This is a genomic window from Pseudoalteromonas rubra, from assembly GCF_000967655.1.
GTDB lineage: Bacteria > Pseudomonadota > Gammaproteobacteria > Enterobacterales > Alteromonadaceae > Pseudoalteromonas > Pseudoalteromonas rubra_A.
Map to the genome: position 1 here is coordinate 36,403 of NZ_JXYA01000058.1, position 18,143 is coordinate 54,545.

The 18,143-nt window shown below is 52.7% G+C and carries 15 protein-coding genes; 5 read left to right on the forward strand and 10 right to left on the reverse strand.

The genetic code is table 11. The features are described from left to right. Nucleotides 1-128 precede the first annotated feature (128 nt). A complete protein-coding gene (locus TW77_RS21000; protein WP_046006917.1) occupies nt 129-806 on the forward strand; it encodes a nitroreductase family protein in 678 nt (225 codons plus the stop codon). Here the strand turns inward: TW77_RS21000 and TW77_RS21005 are convergent. Genes TW77_RS21005 through TW77_RS21015 form a run of 3 tightly spaced genes read right to left on the reverse strand, consistent with a single transcriptional unit; the run spans nt 769 to nt 5,493 of the window. Further along, nucleotides 769-1,869, reverse strand: a complete 1,101-nt coding sequence (locus TW77_RS21005) for an efflux RND transporter periplasmic adaptor subunit (RefSeq protein WP_046006918.1) — start codon at nt 1,867-1,869, stop codon at nt 769-771. The two genes, TW77_RS21000 and TW77_RS21005, sit on opposite strands and share 38 nt — an antisense overlap. Next, nucleotides 1,862-5,188, reverse strand: coding sequence for an efflux RND transporter permease subunit (locus tag TW77_RS21010; protein WP_046006919.1), 3,327 nt, complete (start codon nt 5,186-5,188; stop codon nt 1,862-1,864). The genes TW77_RS21005 and TW77_RS21010 overlap by 8 nt, the downstream gene beginning before the upstream one ends. Next, on the reverse strand, nt 5,185-5,493 hold the full coding sequence (locus TW77_RS21015; protein ID WP_046006920.1) for an ArsR/SmtB family transcription factor: 309 nt from the start codon (nt 5,491-5,493) through the stop codon (nt 5,185-5,187). The genes TW77_RS21010 and TW77_RS21015 overlap by 4 nt, the downstream gene beginning before the upstream one ends. A gap of 116 nt (nt 5,494-5,609) precedes the next feature. Here TW77_RS21015 and TW77_RS21020 point away from each other — a divergent pair, with 116 nt between their 5' ends. Together TW77_RS21020 and TW77_RS21025 are read left to right on the forward strand one after the other, a co-directional pair. After that, nucleotides 5,610-5,798, forward strand: a complete 189-nt coding sequence (locus TW77_RS21020; RefSeq protein ID WP_046006921.1) for a YgaP family membrane protein — start codon at nt 5,610-5,612, stop codon at nt 5,796-5,798. A gap of 3 nt (nt 5,799-5,801) precedes the next feature. Next, a complete protein-coding gene (locus TW77_RS21025; protein WP_046006922.1) occupies nt 5,802-6,149 on the forward strand; it encodes a rhodanese-like domain-containing protein in 348 nt (115 codons plus the stop codon). Here the strand turns inward: TW77_RS21025 and TW77_RS21030 are convergent. Continuing rightward, entirely contained in the window at nt 6,134-6,640 is a 507-nt protein-coding gene (locus TW77_RS21030; RefSeq protein WP_046006923.1) for a DUF6653 family protein, read from the reverse strand. The two genes, TW77_RS21025 and TW77_RS21030, sit on opposite strands and share 16 nt — an antisense overlap. Before the next feature lie 194 nt (nt 6,641-6,834). Between TW77_RS21030 and TW77_RS21035 the strand changes: the two genes are divergently transcribed. Next, nucleotides 6,835-9,423 (forward strand): serine hydrolase, encoded by a 2,589-nt coding sequence (locus TW77_RS21035; protein ID WP_046006924.1) that lies wholly within the window; start codon nt 6,835-6,837, stop codon nt 9,421-9,423. Here the strand turns inward: TW77_RS21035 and TW77_RS21040 are convergent. The 5 genes from TW77_RS21040 to speA all read right to left on the reverse strand — a co-directional run bounded on the left by TW77_RS21040 (nt 9,420) and on the right by speA (nt 15,454). Next, entirely contained in the window at nt 9,420-10,238 is an 819-nt protein-coding gene (locus tag TW77_RS21040; RefSeq protein WP_052713295.1) for a substrate-binding periplasmic protein, read from the reverse strand. The genes TW77_RS21035 and TW77_RS21040 overlap by 4 nt on opposite strands. A gap of 109 nt (nt 10,239-10,347) precedes the next feature. Next, a complete protein-coding gene (locus TW77_RS21045) occupies nt 10,348-11,553 on the reverse strand; it encodes a mechanosensitive ion channel family protein (RefSeq protein ID WP_046006925.1) in 1,206 nt (401 codons plus the stop codon). Continuing rightward, entirely contained in the window at nt 11,550-12,470 is a 921-nt protein-coding gene (locus TW77_RS21050; RefSeq protein ID WP_046006926.1) for an acetyltransferase, read from the reverse strand. Before TW77_RS21050 ends, TW77_RS21045 begins: the two co-directional genes overlap by 4 nt. A gap of 25 nt (nt 12,471-12,495) precedes the next feature. Then, nucleotides 12,496-13,419 (reverse strand): acyltransferase, encoded by a 924-nt coding sequence (locus tag TW77_RS21055; protein ID WP_046006927.1) that lies wholly within the window; start codon nt 13,417-13,419, stop codon nt 12,496-12,498. Nucleotides 13,420-13,573: 154 nt separating this feature from the next. Beyond that, nucleotides 13,574-15,454 carry a biosynthetic arginine decarboxylase gene (gene speA, locus TW77_RS21060; protein ID WP_046006928.1) on the reverse strand — a complete coding sequence of 627 codons (1,881 nt, stop codon included), beginning with the start codon at nt 15,452-15,454 and terminating at the stop codon, nt 13,574-13,576. A 240-nt stretch (nt 15,455-15,694) separates the two neighbouring features. On the opposite strand from speA, the gene speE reads away from it, so the two are divergent. Next, nucleotides 15,695-16,561 carry a polyamine aminopropyltransferase gene (gene speE, locus TW77_RS21065; protein WP_046006929.1) on the forward strand — a complete coding sequence of 289 codons (867 nt, stop codon included), beginning with the start codon at nt 15,695-15,697 and terminating at the stop codon, nt 16,559-16,561. Nucleotides 16,562-16,632: 71 nt separating this feature from the next. On the opposite strand, the gene hemE is transcribed toward speE, so the two are convergent. Further along, nucleotides 16,633-17,700: a uroporphyrinogen decarboxylase gene (gene hemE, locus TW77_RS21070; protein ID WP_046006930.1), complete on the reverse strand. Its 1,068-nt coding sequence runs from the start codon at nt 17,698-17,700 to the stop codon at nt 16,633-16,635. Between the last annotated feature and the right edge of the window lie 443 nt (nt 17,701-18,143).

The window sequence follows — 18,143 nt, forward strand, 5'->3', positions numbered from 1 at the left end:
GGTAAAGTTAAATTGCCGCAGCCTCTGCGTTTGCTTTACATTGTCACTACAGCCGATATGCGCGCCAGTTGCAAGGGTTCTGCAGTCAGGATATAACAAAATATAAACAAGAAAGACAAAGGTAAATCATGAAACAACATGCGAACGTGCCCCTCAACGATTTTGTTGAGTATCCACAGGAAGAAATGTTAAGCCGGGCCACCGAGTTTTTGGATGAAGCAAAACGCCGTCACACCATCCGCAGCTTTAGTGATCGGCCGGTACCCAAAGAAATCATTGAAGCCTGTATTAAAACGGCAGGCTCTGCCCCCAGTGGGGCCAATCACCAGCCCTGGCATTTTGTGGCCATCCACAGCCAGGACGTGAAACAACAGATCCGCGCTGCCGCAGAGCAACAGGAACAGGCCTTTTATGAAGGTCGTGCCGGTGAAGAGTGGCTCGATGCCTTAAAACCGCTGGGCACCGATGCCGACAAACCTTATCTGGAACATGCGCCCTGGCTGATTGCCATCTTTAGCCAGAAAAAAGGCGGTATTCACAGCGAGGACAAGCATACCAACTATTATGTCCATGAATCCGTTGGTATTGCTACCGGCTTTCTAATCCAGGCTTTGCACCATGCCGGGCTGGCCACGTTGACCCACACGCCGAAACCTATGAGCTTCCTGATGGAGATCTGCCAACGCGATAAGGAAAACGAACGCCCTTATATGCTGTTGATCGCCGGTTATCCGGCCGAGGATGCCACCGTGCCAGAACACGCGTTGGTTAAAAAGCCGCTTGAGGAGATCGCGACTTTTCTGTAGCGGCAGTCACGCTTATCGGTGAGCCTGCAACCAACAGCTCACCGACTTGCAAACCACTGATCACCTCAACCTGATCGCCATATTCCCTGCCAAGGCGAATAAAGCGGCTTTGTACCTGGCCGTTATCCAGCACCGCCACTTTACTAAGCTGGCCATAATATTGCACTAAAGCCGTGGGGATCAGCACCGCCGGGCGCTCGCTGCCGGGCAACTTTAAGATGGCGTACATACCGGGGATCACGCCCTGCGCCCACTGCATATCCAGTTTCACCGTAAAGCTGCGTGCGCCGCGATCGGCCACCGGAACCAGTTCGCTGATGGTGGCATATTGCGTCGCCTCGGCCGCTGGTATACTTACCTGATGACGCGCCCCGATTGTCAGCTCGCTGAGCAAGCGCTCACGCACCGAGACCTCAACCTGCAACTGCGCCGGATTATAAATAGAGACCAGCGGCGTGCCGGGATTGAGCATGGCACCCGGCTCTTGCAAACGCGCGACCAAAGTGCCGGAGATGGGCGCCCGCACCTGGGTATAACTTAAGGCCACTTCAGCACCAGCATATTGTTGGGCCAGGGCCGCTTCTCTGGCGGTCAGTTCATTCACCTGAGTCTGCCATTCATCCACCTGATTATGGGCAACCAGGCCTTTTTGCTGCAGCGCCTGTGCACGCGCGAGCTGTTTTTTTGCCTGAGTCAGCTGTGCCAGATTAGCCTGCTGCTCGGCTTTCACCGCCTCCAGCTGTGCGCGCAAGTCGGCATCATCCAGCGTGGCAATTAACTGACCGGCCTGGATCGGATCGCCAGAGCGCACCGCCAGGGTTTTCAGCTGTGCCAGCACCCGGCTGGCAACTACCGTGTTGTGTTTGGCAATCACACTGCCCGGGATCTGTTCTACGTCTTTGACCAGCCGCTGCTCAACTTCGTGCAAGTTCAGCTTTGGTATAGTGCTTTGTGGCTTATCCCCGGGCGACACTTTGCTGTTAAACATCCCGGCCATCCAGCCCACCGCCACCAGTAACAAGGCAATCGCCAGCACGGGGCGCAAAAATCGAATATCAAACATAACGAGTCTCCGGAGCAACAGAATTGGGGTCGGCTATAGCCGCGTCGTCGGGTGTTTTGAACACCAGGTAATAAACGACAGGCACAACCAATAAAGAAAACAGGGTTGAAGCGATAATGCCAAACATGATTGCCAGCGCCAGGCCACTGAACACCGGGTCGAGAATGATCACCAGATTGCCCAGTAAAGTGGTGCCAGCGGTCAGCAGCACCGGCCGCATACGCACGCTCCCGGCACGGATCAGGGCCGCCTGCAGTGGCATACCGGCCTGTCTGGCCTGAGTAATAAATTCCACCAGAATGAGTGAGTTTCTGACCACAATCCCGGCCAGTGCGATCATGCCTATCATGGCCGTAGCGGTGAACAACACCGGCTCTGGCGCCCCTGCAATGGTGCGCTCACCAAACTGATTCAGTGCCCAAAAGCCCGGCATAATGCCTATCATAGTCAGGGGGATAGCAGACATGATGATCAGCGCCAAGGCACTGGATGCGGTTTGCCAACGCAGGATCACGAAAATCGCCGCCAGCGCAAAGGCAAACGCAATCCCCATATCCCGAAATACCCTGACGGTGATCCGCCACTCCCCTTCGCCGCTGAAGCGATACTCGGTTCCCTCGGGGAGCTGCCAGGGCACGCCGCCACCGCTACTGAGAAAAGTACGCTGCTGCCAGGGACTTGCCTGTATTTCATCCGTTATAACTGCGCCGGCTGGTTGCTCATCGGCCACCACATCGGCAATCACCTCAGCCGGGGTACGGCCATTTAATTCAGCAAAGACGTACACCACAGGTGCCAGATCTTTACGATAAATCGCCGGCTCAACCGTCAGCGTGTGTACCTCTCCTAACTCAGACAGGGCGACCATAGGACGGGCTGCCCGGCTGAGGCCAAAATTGTCCTGCTGCTGCGTGACATCACTGCTGCCACGGATCTGGGTGGCGAGCAGATCCGCCCATCGCTGGCGATCTGCATAAGCGAGTTGCAAGGTAATAGGCACGGGCTGCGCTTCTCTTGGCTGATACAGCAATCCGGCTTGCATCCCCCCGCTGGCCATGGCCAGGGTTTGGTTAATTTCCACACTGCTTACCCCGGACAACGCCGCTTTGTGTTTATCGGTGACAAAACGCTGCAAGGTAACCGGCGCCGACAAAGACGTGTCGACTTCGACCACATGGGCCTCCTGACGCAAGCGTGCCGCCAGCCTGAGCGCCGCATCATGGTGGGTGTCGGCAGAAATAAAGGGCTCCGCATAAACTTCCGCCGTCAGCGTACTTAACACCGGCGGCCCCGGCGGGACCTCAACCACTTTAATCACCACGCCGTCTCGATTGAACTCAGACAGAGCCTGGCGCAGTCGCAGCACCACAGCATGAGACTGGTGTGCCCGCTCGCGTTTATCCAGCAATAACACCCGCAGCTCGGCCAGATTATCACTGTGGCGACGATAATAACCGCGCACCATACCGTTAAAATCCATGCTCGATGACTGACCCACATAGGCTGCAATGGCGCTGACCTCACTGAATTGCCAAACCTGTTGCTGCACGGTGCGGGTCAGGCGCGCGGTGGCTTCCAGCGTGCTTCCCTCGGGTAAGTCGATCAGTATCTGAACTTCGTTTTTATTGTCGTAGGGCAACAACTTGAGCGGCACCGCCCGCAGCACAGGTAAGCTGGCGCTGAGCACAAACAACACCAGCACTGCCCATAACAGCCCTTTGGCACGCCATGGCGAGCGCAACAACGGGGTGAGCAGAGCCCCATACCAGGCGTTATCCTGCGTTGATGCTGCAGACGGTTGAGTGCGCAGTAAGCGACTGGCCAGCCAGGGAGTGATAAAAAAGGCCACGACGGTTGAGATCATCACACTGACGGGCACATTAAACGCCATGGGTGCCATGTATGGCCCCATCATACCGGTGATATACGCCAGCGGCAAAAACGCCATCATAATCGTCAGCGTTGACATTAATAAAGCGGTACGGATCTCCAGCATAGCGGCGACAATCTGCTGGCGACGGGGCTTGCCGGGCACCAGCATACGGCTGATGTTATCTATCCCGGTAATGGGGTCATCCACCAGCAAACCCAGCGACAGGATCAGGGCAAATAGAGTGACCCGGTTAATGGTATAACCAAACGCCCAGTCCAGTGCCAGCGTGATCCCATAGCACACAGGAATGGCCAAGCCCACCACGATGGCCGGTCGCCAGCCAAGGAAAACCCCCACAAAGATCACCACGGTCAGCACCGCAAACGCCAGACTGGCCATCAGGTCGTTAACCTTTTCATCGGCGGTCTGACCGTAATCCCGCAATACCCGTACAGTCACTTCCGGCGGTAATAACTGCATTTGCAGGCGGCTCATCAGCTGATGCACTTGTTCGGCCACCGCGACGGCATTACTGCCTTTTTGCTTAGCCACACTGATGGTGACCAGTGGCAGGCCTTGTTGCTGGTCGCTGAGCGCCAGCCATTGATAATGCTCCGGCTCACCCGGCCCCTCGGCAATGCGCGCAACATCCCTGAGTTTAACAGCGCGCCCGTTCACCACAGTGATCACTAAGTCGCGTAACGCCGCACTGGTGCGCAGCACATCACCCGACTCCAGTACAATCTGTTTGCTGCCCGCACTGCGCTTGCCTACCTGTAGCAACTGATTGCTGTTTTGAATGGCCTGTAATACATCCAGCGGCGTGCTCTGATGTGCCGCCAGCGCGGTTGCATCCAGCCATACGTTCAGCTGGCGCTGCCGCCCGGCGACCACGTTGACTTCACTGGTGTCGGGCAGGCGCTGTAATTGCGTTGAAATTTCCTGGGCAAAGCGGGTTAAGTCATAATCATCGTATAAGGCTGGATTTTCGCTGTATAAGCCCAGCATCACAATGGGCACATCGTCGACTTCCACCGGCCGGATCTGCCAGTCACTGACCACCGCAGCCATCTGATGTTCATTGGCATAGAGTTTGGTATAGGTATTCAGGATAGCCTGCTCGCGGCTCTCACCAACCTGAAACCGCAAGGTGACCACCGCGCGGCCACTGTGGGTGGTTGAATACACATGCTCTACCCCCGGAATTTGCAACAGCAGCTTCTCAAGCGGCGTGGTCACCAGACGCACCACTTCCGGCGCAGCAATGTTGGGCACGGTGACATGAATATCGAGCATGGGCACCACAATCTGCGGCTCTTCCTCTCGTGGCGTGAATAGCAAGGCCAGCACGCCCAGGACCATGGAAAAGAAGAACAATAGCGCCGGTAAACGGCCCGTCAGGCTTTGGCCAATGACTCGCTCAGTGAATCCCCCGGACCCGCTCATGATCCCTCCTGGTCGGCACAGAACAGCTGATAGAGCTGTTGCAGGATCACCAGCACTTTGTCATCGGCAATGCGGTAGTACACCGTTGCCCCTTCACGTCGCGACGCAACCAGCCCGGCTTTTCTCATAGCAGCCAGATGCTGAGATAACGCAGACTGAGCCAGCGGCACCTGAGCATTTAACTCTCCGACACTGAGCTCCGTGCTTTGTAGACTACATAAAATCATCAACCGATTGCGGTTTGCCAACATCTTCAGTAATGCCTCTGCTTGTGCGGCACTGTCGGCCATTGCGTGTAAATCCATACTTCCCCCCAACATTGGTTACGCAGGGAGTATAGGATAGAACATTAGAAATTACTAATATTAGATCTTGCTAATATTCAATCTTGCAATATACTTGAATACAGGAGGTAATTGTTATGAGACTTGAAGCCGCTATCCGGCTGGTAGCCGGCAGTATGCTGATACTGTCATTTTTACTCACCTGGTTTATGGATCCGCGCTGGGTGTGGTTCAGTGTATTTATCGCATTAAACCTGATGCAATCCGCCTTCACCGGCTGGTGTCCTATGATGACCTTGCTCAAAAAACTTGGAATGGAGAATTAATTTATGCTGACATCCCCGCAGGACATTTTAAAAACCGTCCGACCTAACCAGCGTTGTATCAGCGCGCAGCAAGCCAAAGCAGAAATCGCCACCAACCAGGGCCTGCTGATTGACGTGCGTGAACCTCAGGAACATCAGGAAAAAGCGGCCCCCGGCGCGATGAATATTCCACGCGGCGTGTTGGAGTTTCAATTACCCAATCTGGAAAAAGACCCAAGCCGACCGCTTTATTTGCACTGTGCCGCCGGTGGCCGGGCGGTATTTGCCGCTGAACAGCTGACCCGCATTGGCTACCAGAATGTTAGCGTGATCACCTGTAAAGCGGAGGAAGTGTGTCAGGTTTTTGCCTGACGCGCTGCCATCTCGGTGTTTGATGGAGTCACACTCTGATAGAGCCAGACCATGCGATCCAAAAACCAGGTTTTACTCAGGATCACACCCAATGCGCCAACACTGGTGCTGATGGCTTCTTGAAACCACAAGCCTGCAGCGCATACCAGCGTGCTCACGCTCAGTACCGTGGTGATTACTTTAATCACCCGATAATGCACCAGTGGCACCCGCTCCAACTGATAGATCAGGATCTGTTCGCCCAGCACCGCTTGTGACGCCCAGTTATGGGTGTCTCTGGGCTTACTGAAGCATCTGGGGTTGAGCCAAACCCAGAGCAACAACACCACCAGCACAGGCCAAAAAGCCATTCCCAGCCAGTCACGCCACCACAGGCAGGCAATCAGCAAAGGCAAACAGGAATAGCGACTCCAGACACTCCAGGGGTTGGCATGGCGTGCCCATACTTCTTCGCTCATGGCGAAATACTTGGCAGCAGTTCGTTGCATCATATCGACCTCACGGGATCAGTTTACTTATCAGGCAGTGTAGCCAGAGTTCACGTTACCCTCTGTTTAAAAATGTCAACGGCCGGGTACATTTTCTGACCCTTTGGCGTAACTCGCTAACAGCGCAGGCAATCCCCGAACCTTAAACTGAGCACACACCAGTAAAACATTTGGCTCACTCAGTAAGGGATATCACTATGGTTAAAGGCTTTTCTCTTCTCGCCTCGGGACTCATTATCAGTGCACTGCTCGGTGGCTGCGGCGACACCACAGATCATCGTACCGCAGTCCAAAAGCATCCCGGCCTGTGGCAAAAAACCGCTTACGGTGAAGTGCTTGATATCACACCACAGCGCGTGCAACGCTATGAATTTAATACACACGCTTGTATTAAAGTTGCACAAATTGGGCTGCCACAGAACAGTACTGAGCCGCAGATAACCCAAGCGCAGCAACGCAGCAAAGCGCAACTGCAACTGACCTATGCAGGTGAAGTCTACCCACACATTTATGAGCGTAAGACGACGCTTCCGGATGTTTGCCGCTCGCCGTTATCCGTCGATGCCACAGCCAGTCCAACTCAGGTTTTCGAATACTTCTGGCACGCCTTTAACGATTACTATGCTTTCTTTGCCCTGCGCGACATGGACTGGCAGGCACAATACGCCCATTACCGTGCCAAAATCCACGATGAGATGCCCGATGACGCGCTGTTTGAAATACTGACCGAGATGATTGCGCCGCTTGCCGATGGCCATGTGTCGGTCGCCAGAACGCCGGGGCGTCCGTATTTTGTGATGAAAGATGCCCCCATTTTGCGCGCGGCTCGGGGCACCGCCAGCTATTACCTGCGCTACGACATGCAGCTGAGCGACGAACAGGTGTTCTCTGAGCTGGTGCTGGACTCGTTGAATGTGGCTCAGCAATACCTGAGCCGTGACAGCATCGGCAGCTTTCCAGTTCAGCAGCAGGAGAAAACCTTGCTGTGGGGCAAGACTGAGGACAACATTGGCGTGCTGGTGATCAATAACTTCTCCCAGTACAGCAGTGATCCGGATGCAGACGAGACCGAACACCTCAGTGCAGCCACAGCGCTGATAGACAGCATCATCGCGGAACTGGCCGGTACCGATGGTTTAATCCTCGATATTCGCAACAACATTGGCGGCGATGATGCCATTGCTCTGGCCATCGCCTCCCGATTCAATACCTCTAAGCGCCTGGCATTCAACAAACAAGCATTGAATCGGGCGGGCCAGGGGGTGTTGCTCAGTCAGTCTCTTCAGGCTCACCCCGAGGCATACACCCGACCCGTGTATTTGCTGACCAGCCAGCTAACCATCAGCGCAGGTGAGGTTTTTACCCTGGCCATGATGCACCTGCCGCAGGTCACTTTGCTCGGCGAAGAAACCGCGGGTGCCTTATCGGACATGCGTTTTTTCACCTTACCTAATGGCTGGGAAATTTCACTCTCCAATGAAGTCTACCGGGATGCACACGGCACTTTGTATGAACACAGTGGCATTCAGCCAGATATTGCCGTGCCTGCATTTACCATGCATGCTCTCGAAAGTGGTCGCTTTGAAAGTTACGATCACGCTCTGACTTTACTCGGTAAAGACCCCACACCACAGCTGACTGTGGAAGAGTTTGAGCGCCGGCTGAGCGCGCTGCAGCAGCAGGGCAACATTCCGGCCGTGGCCGTTAATATTATTCACGATGGCCAGTCGGTCTATCACCAAGGCTTTGGCCGCGCGGATGAATTGGGCACGGCAGTCGATGCACACAGCCGCTTCTATCTGGGGTCTGTGAGCAAAACCCTGTTGGGCGCTACACTTGCCGATGCGGCTGAGCGGCAACTCGTTGATCTCGATGTGCCGGTCATGGATTATCTGAATTTCACCATCGATTTTCCGACTCCCTTATCTCAGGCCATTACCTTGCGTCAGTTGATCACCCACACCAGCGGTATCATGGACACAGAGCAGGTGTACCGCTGTAATTACTTTGTACATGCCGACGGCAGCAGTTTGTATAACCGACTTACTCAGAGCACTGCCTGTGGCGAGCCAGCAAACACAGAGTTAGGCCATTTCTTTGCGGCTTATCTGTCACAGTCCGGCGCGAACTATCAGCCCAGCCATTTTGTCAGCCGCTTCGGCCTGGTTAATAATGAAGCCGCGGTGTATACCAATATCGGTGCCGCACTGGCAGGGTATGTCACCGAGCAGGCAAGCGGGCAGTCGCTCACGCAATTAACCCAGGACAGTGTTTTTACACCACTGGCAATGCATCGCAGTGAATGGGCCATTACCCAACCAGAGGGACCTGTTGTGCAGCGCTATATTCACCATCCACAAACGCACACTCTGATCCCTTTGCCTGATTACGGCAACATCACCTACAGCGAAGGCAGTGCCGTTTCTACCGCCCATGACCTGGGGCATTTTCTGATTGCCACCATGCAGCAGGGCAAGCTTAACGGTGCGCAAGGGCTCAAAGCCAGTGTGGTGGCAGCAATGCTGAGCCCGCAAACAACTATCCCGAGTATCTCGGTAGAGCGAGGCTTTTTCTGGGGTGTTGATGGCGATAAAATCTATCACAGCGGTGATGATCCGGGCGTGCTCACCCAGATTTATGGTGACTTACGTCAGCAACGCGGTTTTGTTTTGCTGACCAATGGGGATTCAGGCAATGACAGCAGCGCTCAGGCTTATGATGAGATAGCGCAGCTAGTGCTCACCTTCAGCTACGGCTTCACTCAGGCAAAAACCAGCCAGCCTTAAAAGGTGCGGGTTTGTGTGCTGCCCGCCTCTTCTGACAGCAGTTGGGGCGGGATAGCCGGGAGTTGATAGGGCGCCACCAGCTTATCAAGTACTTTGTTTTTTGCCATCTTGCGCATGTGCTCGCTGAATGCCTGCCCCACATGGCTTTGTGCAAACGTACGGCTCATCGCCATATGGCCGTAAATCACCTGAGTATGGCGATAGTCCATCTTCCTCAGCTGATGCGCAGGCTGAGCCAACACATTCATGGCCAGATCGGCGGTGTCCTCCACAGCAATCACCAGATCGACCCGCCCTTTCAAAACCAGGTCGACGGCCACCCGCTCTGAGGGCACTTCAACCTTGTCCAGCCGTGTGTCCTGGTCAAAGCGAGGGAAAAATGCAGCGCCACGCATGATGGCGATCCGTTTTCCAATCAGGTCCTCGTAACGGTTTACAGTTACGCCGCTGTGCTGATGACCATAAAACACATAAGAGGAAGACAGCGCCATATAAGGGGGTGTTACAAACGCCATCTGGCGCTCACGGTCCGCCGTTCTGACCAGTCCCCCCATCACATCCACCTCACCCTGCGCCAGCATGCGAATACAACGAGAAAATGGACAGGGCACGGCTTTGACAGCGATGTCTTCATCACTGTGGTGTTTAATGTAGTTGAGAATATCGAGGATCAGGCCTTTGGCATTGCCCTTTTCATCGAGGGCGCTATAAGGAGGGGCGTGGTCGATGGCGACCAAAATTTGCTGGTGATCCGCCACGGCCTGCTTGGTTGAATACAAGCTCAATACGAGCACGATTGCTAAAAAATACTTCATTGCACTACCTACCTCTTGGGCAATTCAGCAACCTCATTCGTCTCCATGTCACAAATATGTCATAAAAAGATAAACTCTGAGTCGATAAGATAACACAAGGATCCAGCGCTTACTCTGGTTTTTTGTGATTTATTTCACTTTGATGACTTGAGATCACCTGGTAGGGGCGCAGCGCAAAAGACGGCATCACCGTCAGCACGTGATCCAGTAAGTCGGCCTGCAAATGCTCATAGGGCACCCAGCGCTTATCGCGGCTAAAACAGTACAATTCTAACGGCAATCCATATTGCGTCGGCGCCAGCTCCCGCACCATGCACAAACATTCCGGATTCACCTGCGGATGGGCTTTCAGATAGGCTTCGGCATAACGACGAAACAAAGACACATTATTCCACTGCTGCTCTGGTGTGTCTTGGATTATCTGTGCAACCTCGGGCAGTGTTTGGCTTAGCGTTGTCAGTTGCGCCTCACTCAACAGCTGAATTGAATCAAAGTCGACATAGACAGCACGCTTAATACGTCGGCCATTGGACTCTTGCATGGCGCGCCAGTTTTTAAACGAGTCGGAAATGATTTTGTAGGTCGGAATGGTCGTGACTGTATTGTCCCAGTTCCGCACCCGCACCGTGTTGAGCCCCACTTCGATGACCTCACCGTCGGCACCAAATGCATCCACCTGGATCCAGTCTCCGGTTGCCAGCAATCGGTTTGCAGCTATCTGAATGCTAGCCACCAGGCCCAAAATGGTGTCCTTAAACACCAACAAGGTCACGGCGGCGATGGCACCAAACCCGGACAAGATATAGGTTGGCGATTTATCTAAGGCCAGGCTGATCACCAAAATGGCACAGACAATGAAAATCAGCAATTTACTGACCTGCACTAAACTCTGAATGGGCACACTCTTGGCAAACGGCTGCTGGTTATAAATTGCATTCACTATGTTGACCAGGCTGCTTAATAAGAAGCCAATGCTGATCACCAACAACACCTGAGAGACCACCCCAAAAACCTTGAATAACCACACCGGGGCAATAAACAGAGCCTCTTTAAACGCAATGAACAGCAGCGTACACATTACCAGGGAGAAACGCCCGCTGAATTTGCTTAGATAGGGGGCCAGAAAGCCAATTTTGGATGTGGAGTACTCGCTTAAAAAGTGCTGAATACGGGGTAATAACCACTGGCGGATCAGCCAAAAGACCAGCAGTAAGATCACCAGCGCAAGTACGTTAGTGCCTACGATCAGTAAGCCTGAATAGGGCGTTGCGCCCACCCAGGGGGCCAGCACTTCGCTGAGATGGGTTACCTTCATGCTTGTTTTACCTCATCAACGCACAGTGTATCGGTCGCATGTTGTTGCTCCCAGTAAGCCGCGAGCTGGGCATCTTTGTCGAGCCATAACTGATTCAGATACCCCTGAAAGGCCACCCGGTATTGCTTGTCTGTCTGGTAGTTGCCAAGCGGCACTGTGTCCATCGACAGCAGGCGGATCCGCACGTCAATGCGCTGCAACTTGCCACACATAAAACTGCGGCAGATGTGTTGATCCGGGCTCTGATAAATCACGGTAGCATCGAGCATGCCGTCCAATTGCTGGGCCAAAACCTCTAACGCAAAGGCGACTCCGCCCGCTTTAGGCTTCAGCAGATATTGAAACTCCCCACCCTGACGCTGATGTTTTTGTGCAGTAAATCGGGTACCTTCAACGAAATTAATCACGGTGGTCGGGTGCTGTCGAAAGTGACGACAACTGTGTCGGGTACGTTCTACGTCCATACCTTTGAGCTTAGGGTTTTTGGCGATTTTCGCCTTACTTGCCCGCTTCATAAAGGGCATGCCCAGTGCCCAGGCACCGGTGCCGATCAGTGGCACATATTTGAGTTCATCTTTAAGAAAAAACTTAGGAGCTGGTAAGCGCTCGAGTGCACTTAGCACCACAATATCTAACCAGCTGATATGATTGGCCACCAGCATATACCAGGCCTGCTCACTCATTTGCTCAGGTAAATCCAGCGATATTTCAGCACAACCAAGCCACAGCGCCAGGCGATTGCCCCGGCACCAGCCTTTATACGCCCAGTGCAATAGTTCAGACACACCACGCAGCGGCAAAATGCACTTAACCAGGCCCAGTGCAAACACCACGACGCCCCATAACAGGGTATTGGCCAGTAGTATCATAGTAGCCAGCATACCGACTAACCAGGCTGGTAAAAACCTTCTCAACATACCACCTCCTTTAGCTGAATGATGCTCAGGACTGCTGCGACTTTTGCTGCTGCTCAGCAGGCGCCTCGGGACTGCTATGGTTAACCACCAGGTCCGCTAACTGCTGATCCTTTTGCGTCCACAACCGGTTCAGCTCGCTTTGGAAGCGTACTCTGAATTCGCTATCATTGCTGTAATCGCCAATTAGCTCAGCACTGACTGGCATCAGTTCAACCTGAACAGTTATTTCATCAACGCGCCCGGCCACAAAGTCCATAAAGCTGGGAATACCACCCGGATAATGAATGGTGACATTGACCACCTGGTTGATCTGCTCACCCATAGCTTGCATCACAAACGCGATGCCGCCGGCTTTTGGTTTGAGCAAATGCTTAAACGGGCTGTTCTGACGCTGATGCTTTTGCGTGGTAAAGCGTGTCCCTTCTACAAAGTTCACGATACTCACCGGCATGGTTTTGAACTTTTCACACGCCTTACGTGTGGTTTCAACGTCTTTGCCACGCAGCTTAGGGTTTTTCTTGAGCTGGCTTTTGCTGGTTCGTTTCATAAACGGAAAATCCAGCGCCCACCAGGCAAGGCCAAGTACCGGCACGTACAGCAGCTCTTTTTTCAGAAAAAAGTTCAGAAAGGGGATTTTACGGTGCAACACCCGCTGCAAGATCAATATGTCTACCCAGCTCTGATGATTGGCAATAACCAGATACCAGTCCTGGGCTTTCATCGTGTCTGGCATGGAGACAGTAAGCCGAAATGGCGACACAATCGATTGATTAAGATTGTTGCCTGCCACCCATAAACTGGCACACCCTTTGGCGATGCGACTGGCCACCTTTTGCAAAGGTGGGATAGGTAAGAGTTTGATCACGCCCAATAAAAAAATGGGAAGAAACCAGAACAGTGTATTAATAGCGTATAACAGTAACCCCAGAACCTGACGGATTAACGACATGCAATGTTCCTTTACTACGACTGACAATGGCCTGACTGACTGTGCAAACAGACCACAGGATAAGAATAACGAACTGGCCCTATTACACCATACCGGGCCCTTGGCTGCCAAGACTCCTTAGGCAGCCGGCACTGGCTGGTGCATGACCAGGGAATTAGTCTTCAAAATAGGTATAACCGCTGAGCCCGGCATGTAATTGTGCCAGATAGTCGGCTTTGGTCGCCTCATCAACTGACAGCGCAGAGATTTGCGTGGTAAAGTTCTCTGCCAGCACGGCTTTATCATAGTGTACAAATCGCAGTACATCTTCCACACTGTCGCCTTTGATGGCATTGCTTAGCTCATACCCTGTCTCGGTGAGTTCCACATGCACTGAGTCGGTATCTCCGAACAGATTGTGTAAATCGCCAAGAATTTCCTGGTATGCCCCAACCATGAACATCGCAATATGATATTGCTCACCGGGCTGATAAGGCGGAATGGGCAGGCTCGATTCGATCCCCGCACCTTCTACGTATTCCCGGATCTGACCATCCGAGTCACAGGTAATATCCTGGATCACTGCGCGCTGAGTGAGCGGCTGATCCAACGCCGCAATGGGCATCACCGGGAACAGCTGCTGGATCCCCCAAACATCAGGTAAAGACTGGAACAAAGAGAAGTTCACGAACAGTTTATCCGCGAGCTTTTCATTGAGCTCATCGAGCACCTCACGGTGAGAGCGCGAATGAATATTCAGACACTCTCTGACCCTTTGCAGGATAGTAAAATACAGTTGCTCAATTTGCGCCCATTGCTGCATGCCTATCAGGCCGTGCACATATTGGTCATGACCATCACCGAACAGATGCATGGCATCGTGGTAGGTTTCTATGGCCAGTCTGGGCGTCAGCCTTTGTAATGATGACCACAGCTCCTGCTGGATATGATGGGCAGATTGGGCCGGCATACTCGGGATGGTCTGGTACGGGGCTTTTTCAACGTCTATCACATCAGTGATCAGCACCGCATGGTGTGCCGTCAATGCACGGCCAGATTCAGTGATAATATCCGGATGACGCAACCCGTGCTGCTCCGCCACCTCGGCAAAGGCACCGACCACGTTACGGGCATATTCCGCCACCGTGTAGTTCATTGAACAGGCGCTGCGAGAGCCGGACCCTTCATAGTCCACGCCCAGGCCACCACCCACATCGACCGTTTTTAATGGCACGCCCAGCTGAGACAACTCGGCATAGTGGCGGGCACACTCGCGCAGTGCACGCTGAATGTCGCGGATATTGGCGATTTGCGAGCCAATATGAAAGTGCACCAGCTGCATTAAGTGCAGTTTGCCTTGCGCTTTGAGCTTATCAACCGCACTGAGCACCTGGCTGGCCGTCAGACCAAATTTGCCTTTTTCTCCGCCTGTGTTTTGCCACTTGCCTTTACCAATGGAATTAAGACGAATGCGAATACCTATGGCCGGCTCAATGCCCAAAGTTGCGATCTCTTTAAGCAAAGTATCCAGCTCAGAGAGTTTTTCAATCACGATTTGCACCTTGTGGCCCATCGCCTGACCTATCATCGCCAGACGTAAAAACTCGCTGTCTTTATAGCCGTTGCAAACAATGGTGATGGGATCTTTGGCAATCCCCAGAATCGCCATCAACTCCGGCTTAGAGCCCGCTTCAAGACCAACCAGGCCGCTCGGGTGCGCCAGTAACTTGCTCACCACGGAGCGCTGCTGGTTTACTTTGATAGGGTAAACACAGGTGTATTGCCCCTGATAAGATTTAGCGGCGGTTGCCTGTGAAAAGGCCTGTGTCATGGTCTCAACACGGCTGTTAAGAATGTCAGTAAAACGCACCAGCACCGGCAAGGTGAGGCCCTGCTCTTTGAAGCGCTCGGTTAACTCAACCAGCGAAATCGCCGGTTTTGCGCGATCACCATCGGGATAGGCAACCAGCTCCCCCTGATCGTTGATGTCAAAATATCCTTCACTCCAGTGCGTCACGTTATAAGTGGCACGTGCGGTTTGCAAACCCCAGGTCATGGCAATCTCTATTAACTTGCTTTACAGACTGCACATTTTAATACTTATGGCCCAGATGTGACAATCTTTTGCCACCCTAAGCGCAAAACACGCCCACCCTTTGATACGCATTGCACCACTTTGTGAGCCGGCAAGCTCACTTTGTCGCTAACCGAGTCGGCGTTTATACGCTAAAATAGATTGAGCTGGGGCGAAAGCGCTGGCAAAATCTCTGAAAATTACATCTGCATGAAGGCAACAATGTCAAATTTAGAAGCTAACCGCTGGTTTACTGAGATCAGCGACCGTGATGGCAGCGCGTTTTCATTACGCGTTAACCGTAAACTGGACGAGATCCAGTCGCCATTTCAGAATGTTGAAATGTATGAGACCACAGACTTTGGCAATCTGATGATCATTGACGGCTGTACTATGGTCAGCACCCGGGAAAACTTTTTCTACCATGAAATGATGAGCCACCCTGCTTTGTTTTCTCATCCGGCACCTAAAAATGTGGTGATCATTGGTGGTGGAGACTGCGGTACACTCCGTGAAGTGCTCAAGCACCCTGGTGTAGAAACCGTGACCCAAATCGACATTGACGAAGTCGTCACGCAAATGGCATTAAAATATTTCCCAGAGCTGTGCGCCTCTAACGACGACCCACGCGCCACTGTGATGTTTGATGATGGCATTAAGTATATGCACGACGCCGCACCGGAGTCAGTCGATGTGGTTATCGTCGATGGCACCGATCCGGTTGGACCGGGTGAAGGCCTGTTCAACCACGCGTTTTACACCAGCTGTCTGAAGGCGTTGCGCCCGGGCGGTATTCTGGTGCAACAAAGTGAGTCGCCGCTGATGCACATGACCCTGCTGAAAGAAATGCGCCAGGCCATGCTGGATGTCGGCTTTGTTGATCTGCAAACTCTGCCATTCCCGCAGCCTATCTACCCAAGCGGTTTATGGTCAGCGACGCTGGCGCGTAAAGGCGAGCCGTTTAATGGCTTTCGTGAGCAAGACGCCGAGCAGGCTGGCTTTGACACTGAGTATTACAATACCGGAATACACAAAGGTGCGCTGGCAACCCCAGGGTTTATGCGCCGAGCCTTTGAAAGCAAGGATTAATATCTACGCACTCGCAGCGTTTATCTGGATATAAAAAACCCGGCATCAGCCGGGTTTTCTATGCCTGTCAGTTATTCCTGATGATACTGACGGCTGAATTCATGCACGGCGTTGATAAACACACCGGCATTTTCCGGGTCAACATCCGGGGTAATACCATGGCCCAGGTTAAACACATGACCCGAACCCTGACCGTAACCAGACAGGATATGTTGTACCTCTTCACGGATACGCTCAGGCGTGCCGTGCAGCATAGATGGGTCCATATTGCCTTGCAGGGCTACCTTGTCACCCACGCGACGTCTGGCGTCGGCAATGTCGATTGTCCAGTCCAGGCCAACCGCATCACAGCCCGTTGCCGCAATCGCTTCAATCCACTGGCCGCCATTTTTGGTGAACAGGGTAACTGGCACTTTACGACCATCGTTTTCACGGATCAGACCATCAACAATCTTATGCATGTACTGCAAAGAGAACTCTTTGTAGTCACGCGGGCTCAGTACCCCACCCCATGAGTCAAAGATCATCAGCGACTGTGCACCGGCTTTGACCTGCGCATTCAAATAATCAATGACGGAGTCTGCGACTTTATCAAGCAACAGGTGCAGTGTCTTCGGCTCAGCAAAGGCCATTTTCTTGATTTTACCGAAGGTTTTGCTGCTGCCGCCTTCAATCATGTAAGTCGCCAGCGTCCAGGGTGAACCAGAGAAGCCGATCAGCGGCACTTCGCCTTTAAGCTCGCGGCGAATGGTGCTGACCGCATTCATCACATAGCCCAGCTCATCGGTTGGATCCAGCTTAGGCAGCTTTTGTACATCGCTCAGCGAGCTGATCGGACGCTCAAACTTAGGACCTTCACCGGTTTCAAAATACAGGCCCAGTCCCATCGCATCCGGGATAGTCAGGATGTCGCTGAATAAGATCGCCGCATCAAGCGGGTACCGACGCAATGGCTGAAGGGTCACTTCACAGGCCAGTTCTGCGTTTTTACACAGACTCATAAAGTCGCCGGCTTGCGCTCGGGTCGCTCGGTACTCAGGAAGATAGCGGCCAGCCTGACGCATCATCCAAACGGGCGTAACATCTACGGGTTGTTTCATCAACGCGCGCAGGTAACGATCATTTTTCAACTCGCTCATAGCGTAATTTCATTCCAATGCTGTAAAAATTGCTCAGATTGTATCATTAACTTCAATACGCCACTATTGAAACAACATGCAAATTCCCGTCACCATGATCTGGATTAAGCACTTTATGTCACTCTGACTGTTTTCCATTCAATTCGCGTTAAATTAAACCCCTTTTAGTTCAATCAATTACAAACCAGATTAAAAACACCTGATTAAACTGTTTGCAACAAGGGTAAAAGCTTGCTATAAATTTGCTGCGCTAAGAAGAATAAAAACACCTTTAAAACCAATAATAATAAAGCTCTATTGCTAAACTGCATTGATGGCCGCTCAGGAATACCCCCTGAAGCGGCTTTTTTGTTTAACTAATTTTAAACACCTCATCCCCCTAGCGGCCAGTTTACACTGAGCAGCTCGTAAACAAGAGTTATTCCCGCCCCCGCTTCAGAAAC

Excerpts from the sequence above, each read along its gene's own strand:
- TW77_RS21000 (WP_046006917.1), top strand. The coding sequence starts at position 129 with ATGAAACAACATGCGAACGTGCCCCTCAACGATTTTGTTGAGTATCCA.
- TW77_RS21050 (WP_046006926.1), bottom strand. The coding sequence starts at position 12,470 with ATGTTGAGAAGGTTTTTACCAGCCTGGTTAGTCGGTATGCTGGCTACT.
- TW77_RS21030 (WP_046006923.1), bottom strand. The coding sequence starts at position 6,640 with ATGATGCAACGAACTGCTGCCAAGTATTTCGCCATGAGCGAAGAAGTA.
- TW77_RS21025 (WP_046006922.1), top strand. The coding sequence starts at position 5,802 with ATGCTGACATCCCCGCAGGACATTTTAAAAACCGTCCGACCTAACCAG.
- TW77_RS21015 (WP_046006920.1), bottom strand. The coding sequence starts at position 5,493 with ATGGATTTACACGCAATGGCCGACAGTGCCGCACAAGCAGAGGCATTA.
- TW77_RS21040 (WP_052713295.1), bottom strand. The coding sequence starts at position 10,238 with ATGAAGTATTTTTTAGCAATCGTGCTCGTATTGAGCTTGTATTCAACC.
- TW77_RS21045 (WP_046006925.1), bottom strand. The coding sequence starts at position 11,553 with ATGAAGGTAACCCATCTCAGCGAAGTGCTGGCCCCCTGGGTGGGCGCA.
- hemE (WP_046006930.1), bottom strand. The coding sequence starts at position 17,700 with ATGAGCGAGTTGAAAAATGATCGTTACCTGCGCGCGTTGATGAAACAA.
- TW77_RS21020 (WP_046006921.1), top strand. The coding sequence starts at position 5,610 with ATGAGACTTGAAGCCGCTATCCGGCTGGTAGCCGGCAGTATGCTGATA.
- speA (WP_046006928.1), bottom strand. The coding sequence starts at position 15,454 with ATGACCTGGGGTTTGCAAACCGCACGTGCCACTTATAACGTGACGCAC.
- TW77_RS21010 (WP_046006919.1), bottom strand. The coding sequence starts at position 5,188 with ATGAGCGGGTCCGGGGGATTCACTGAGCGAGTCATTGGCCAAAGCCTG.
- speE (WP_046006929.1), top strand. The coding sequence starts at position 15,695 with ATGTCAAATTTAGAAGCTAACCGCTGGTTTACTGAGATCAGCGACCGT.
- TW77_RS21055 (WP_046006927.1), bottom strand. The coding sequence starts at position 13,419 with ATGTCGTTAATCCGTCAGGTTCTGGGGTTACTGTTATACGCTATTAAT.
- TW77_RS21005 (WP_046006918.1), bottom strand. The coding sequence starts at position 1,869 with ATGTTTGATATTCGATTTTTGCGCCCCGTGCTGGCGATTGCCTTGTTA.
- TW77_RS21035 (WP_046006924.1), top strand. The coding sequence starts at position 6,835 with ATGGTTAAAGGCTTTTCTCTTCTCGCCTCGGGACTCATTATCAGTGCA.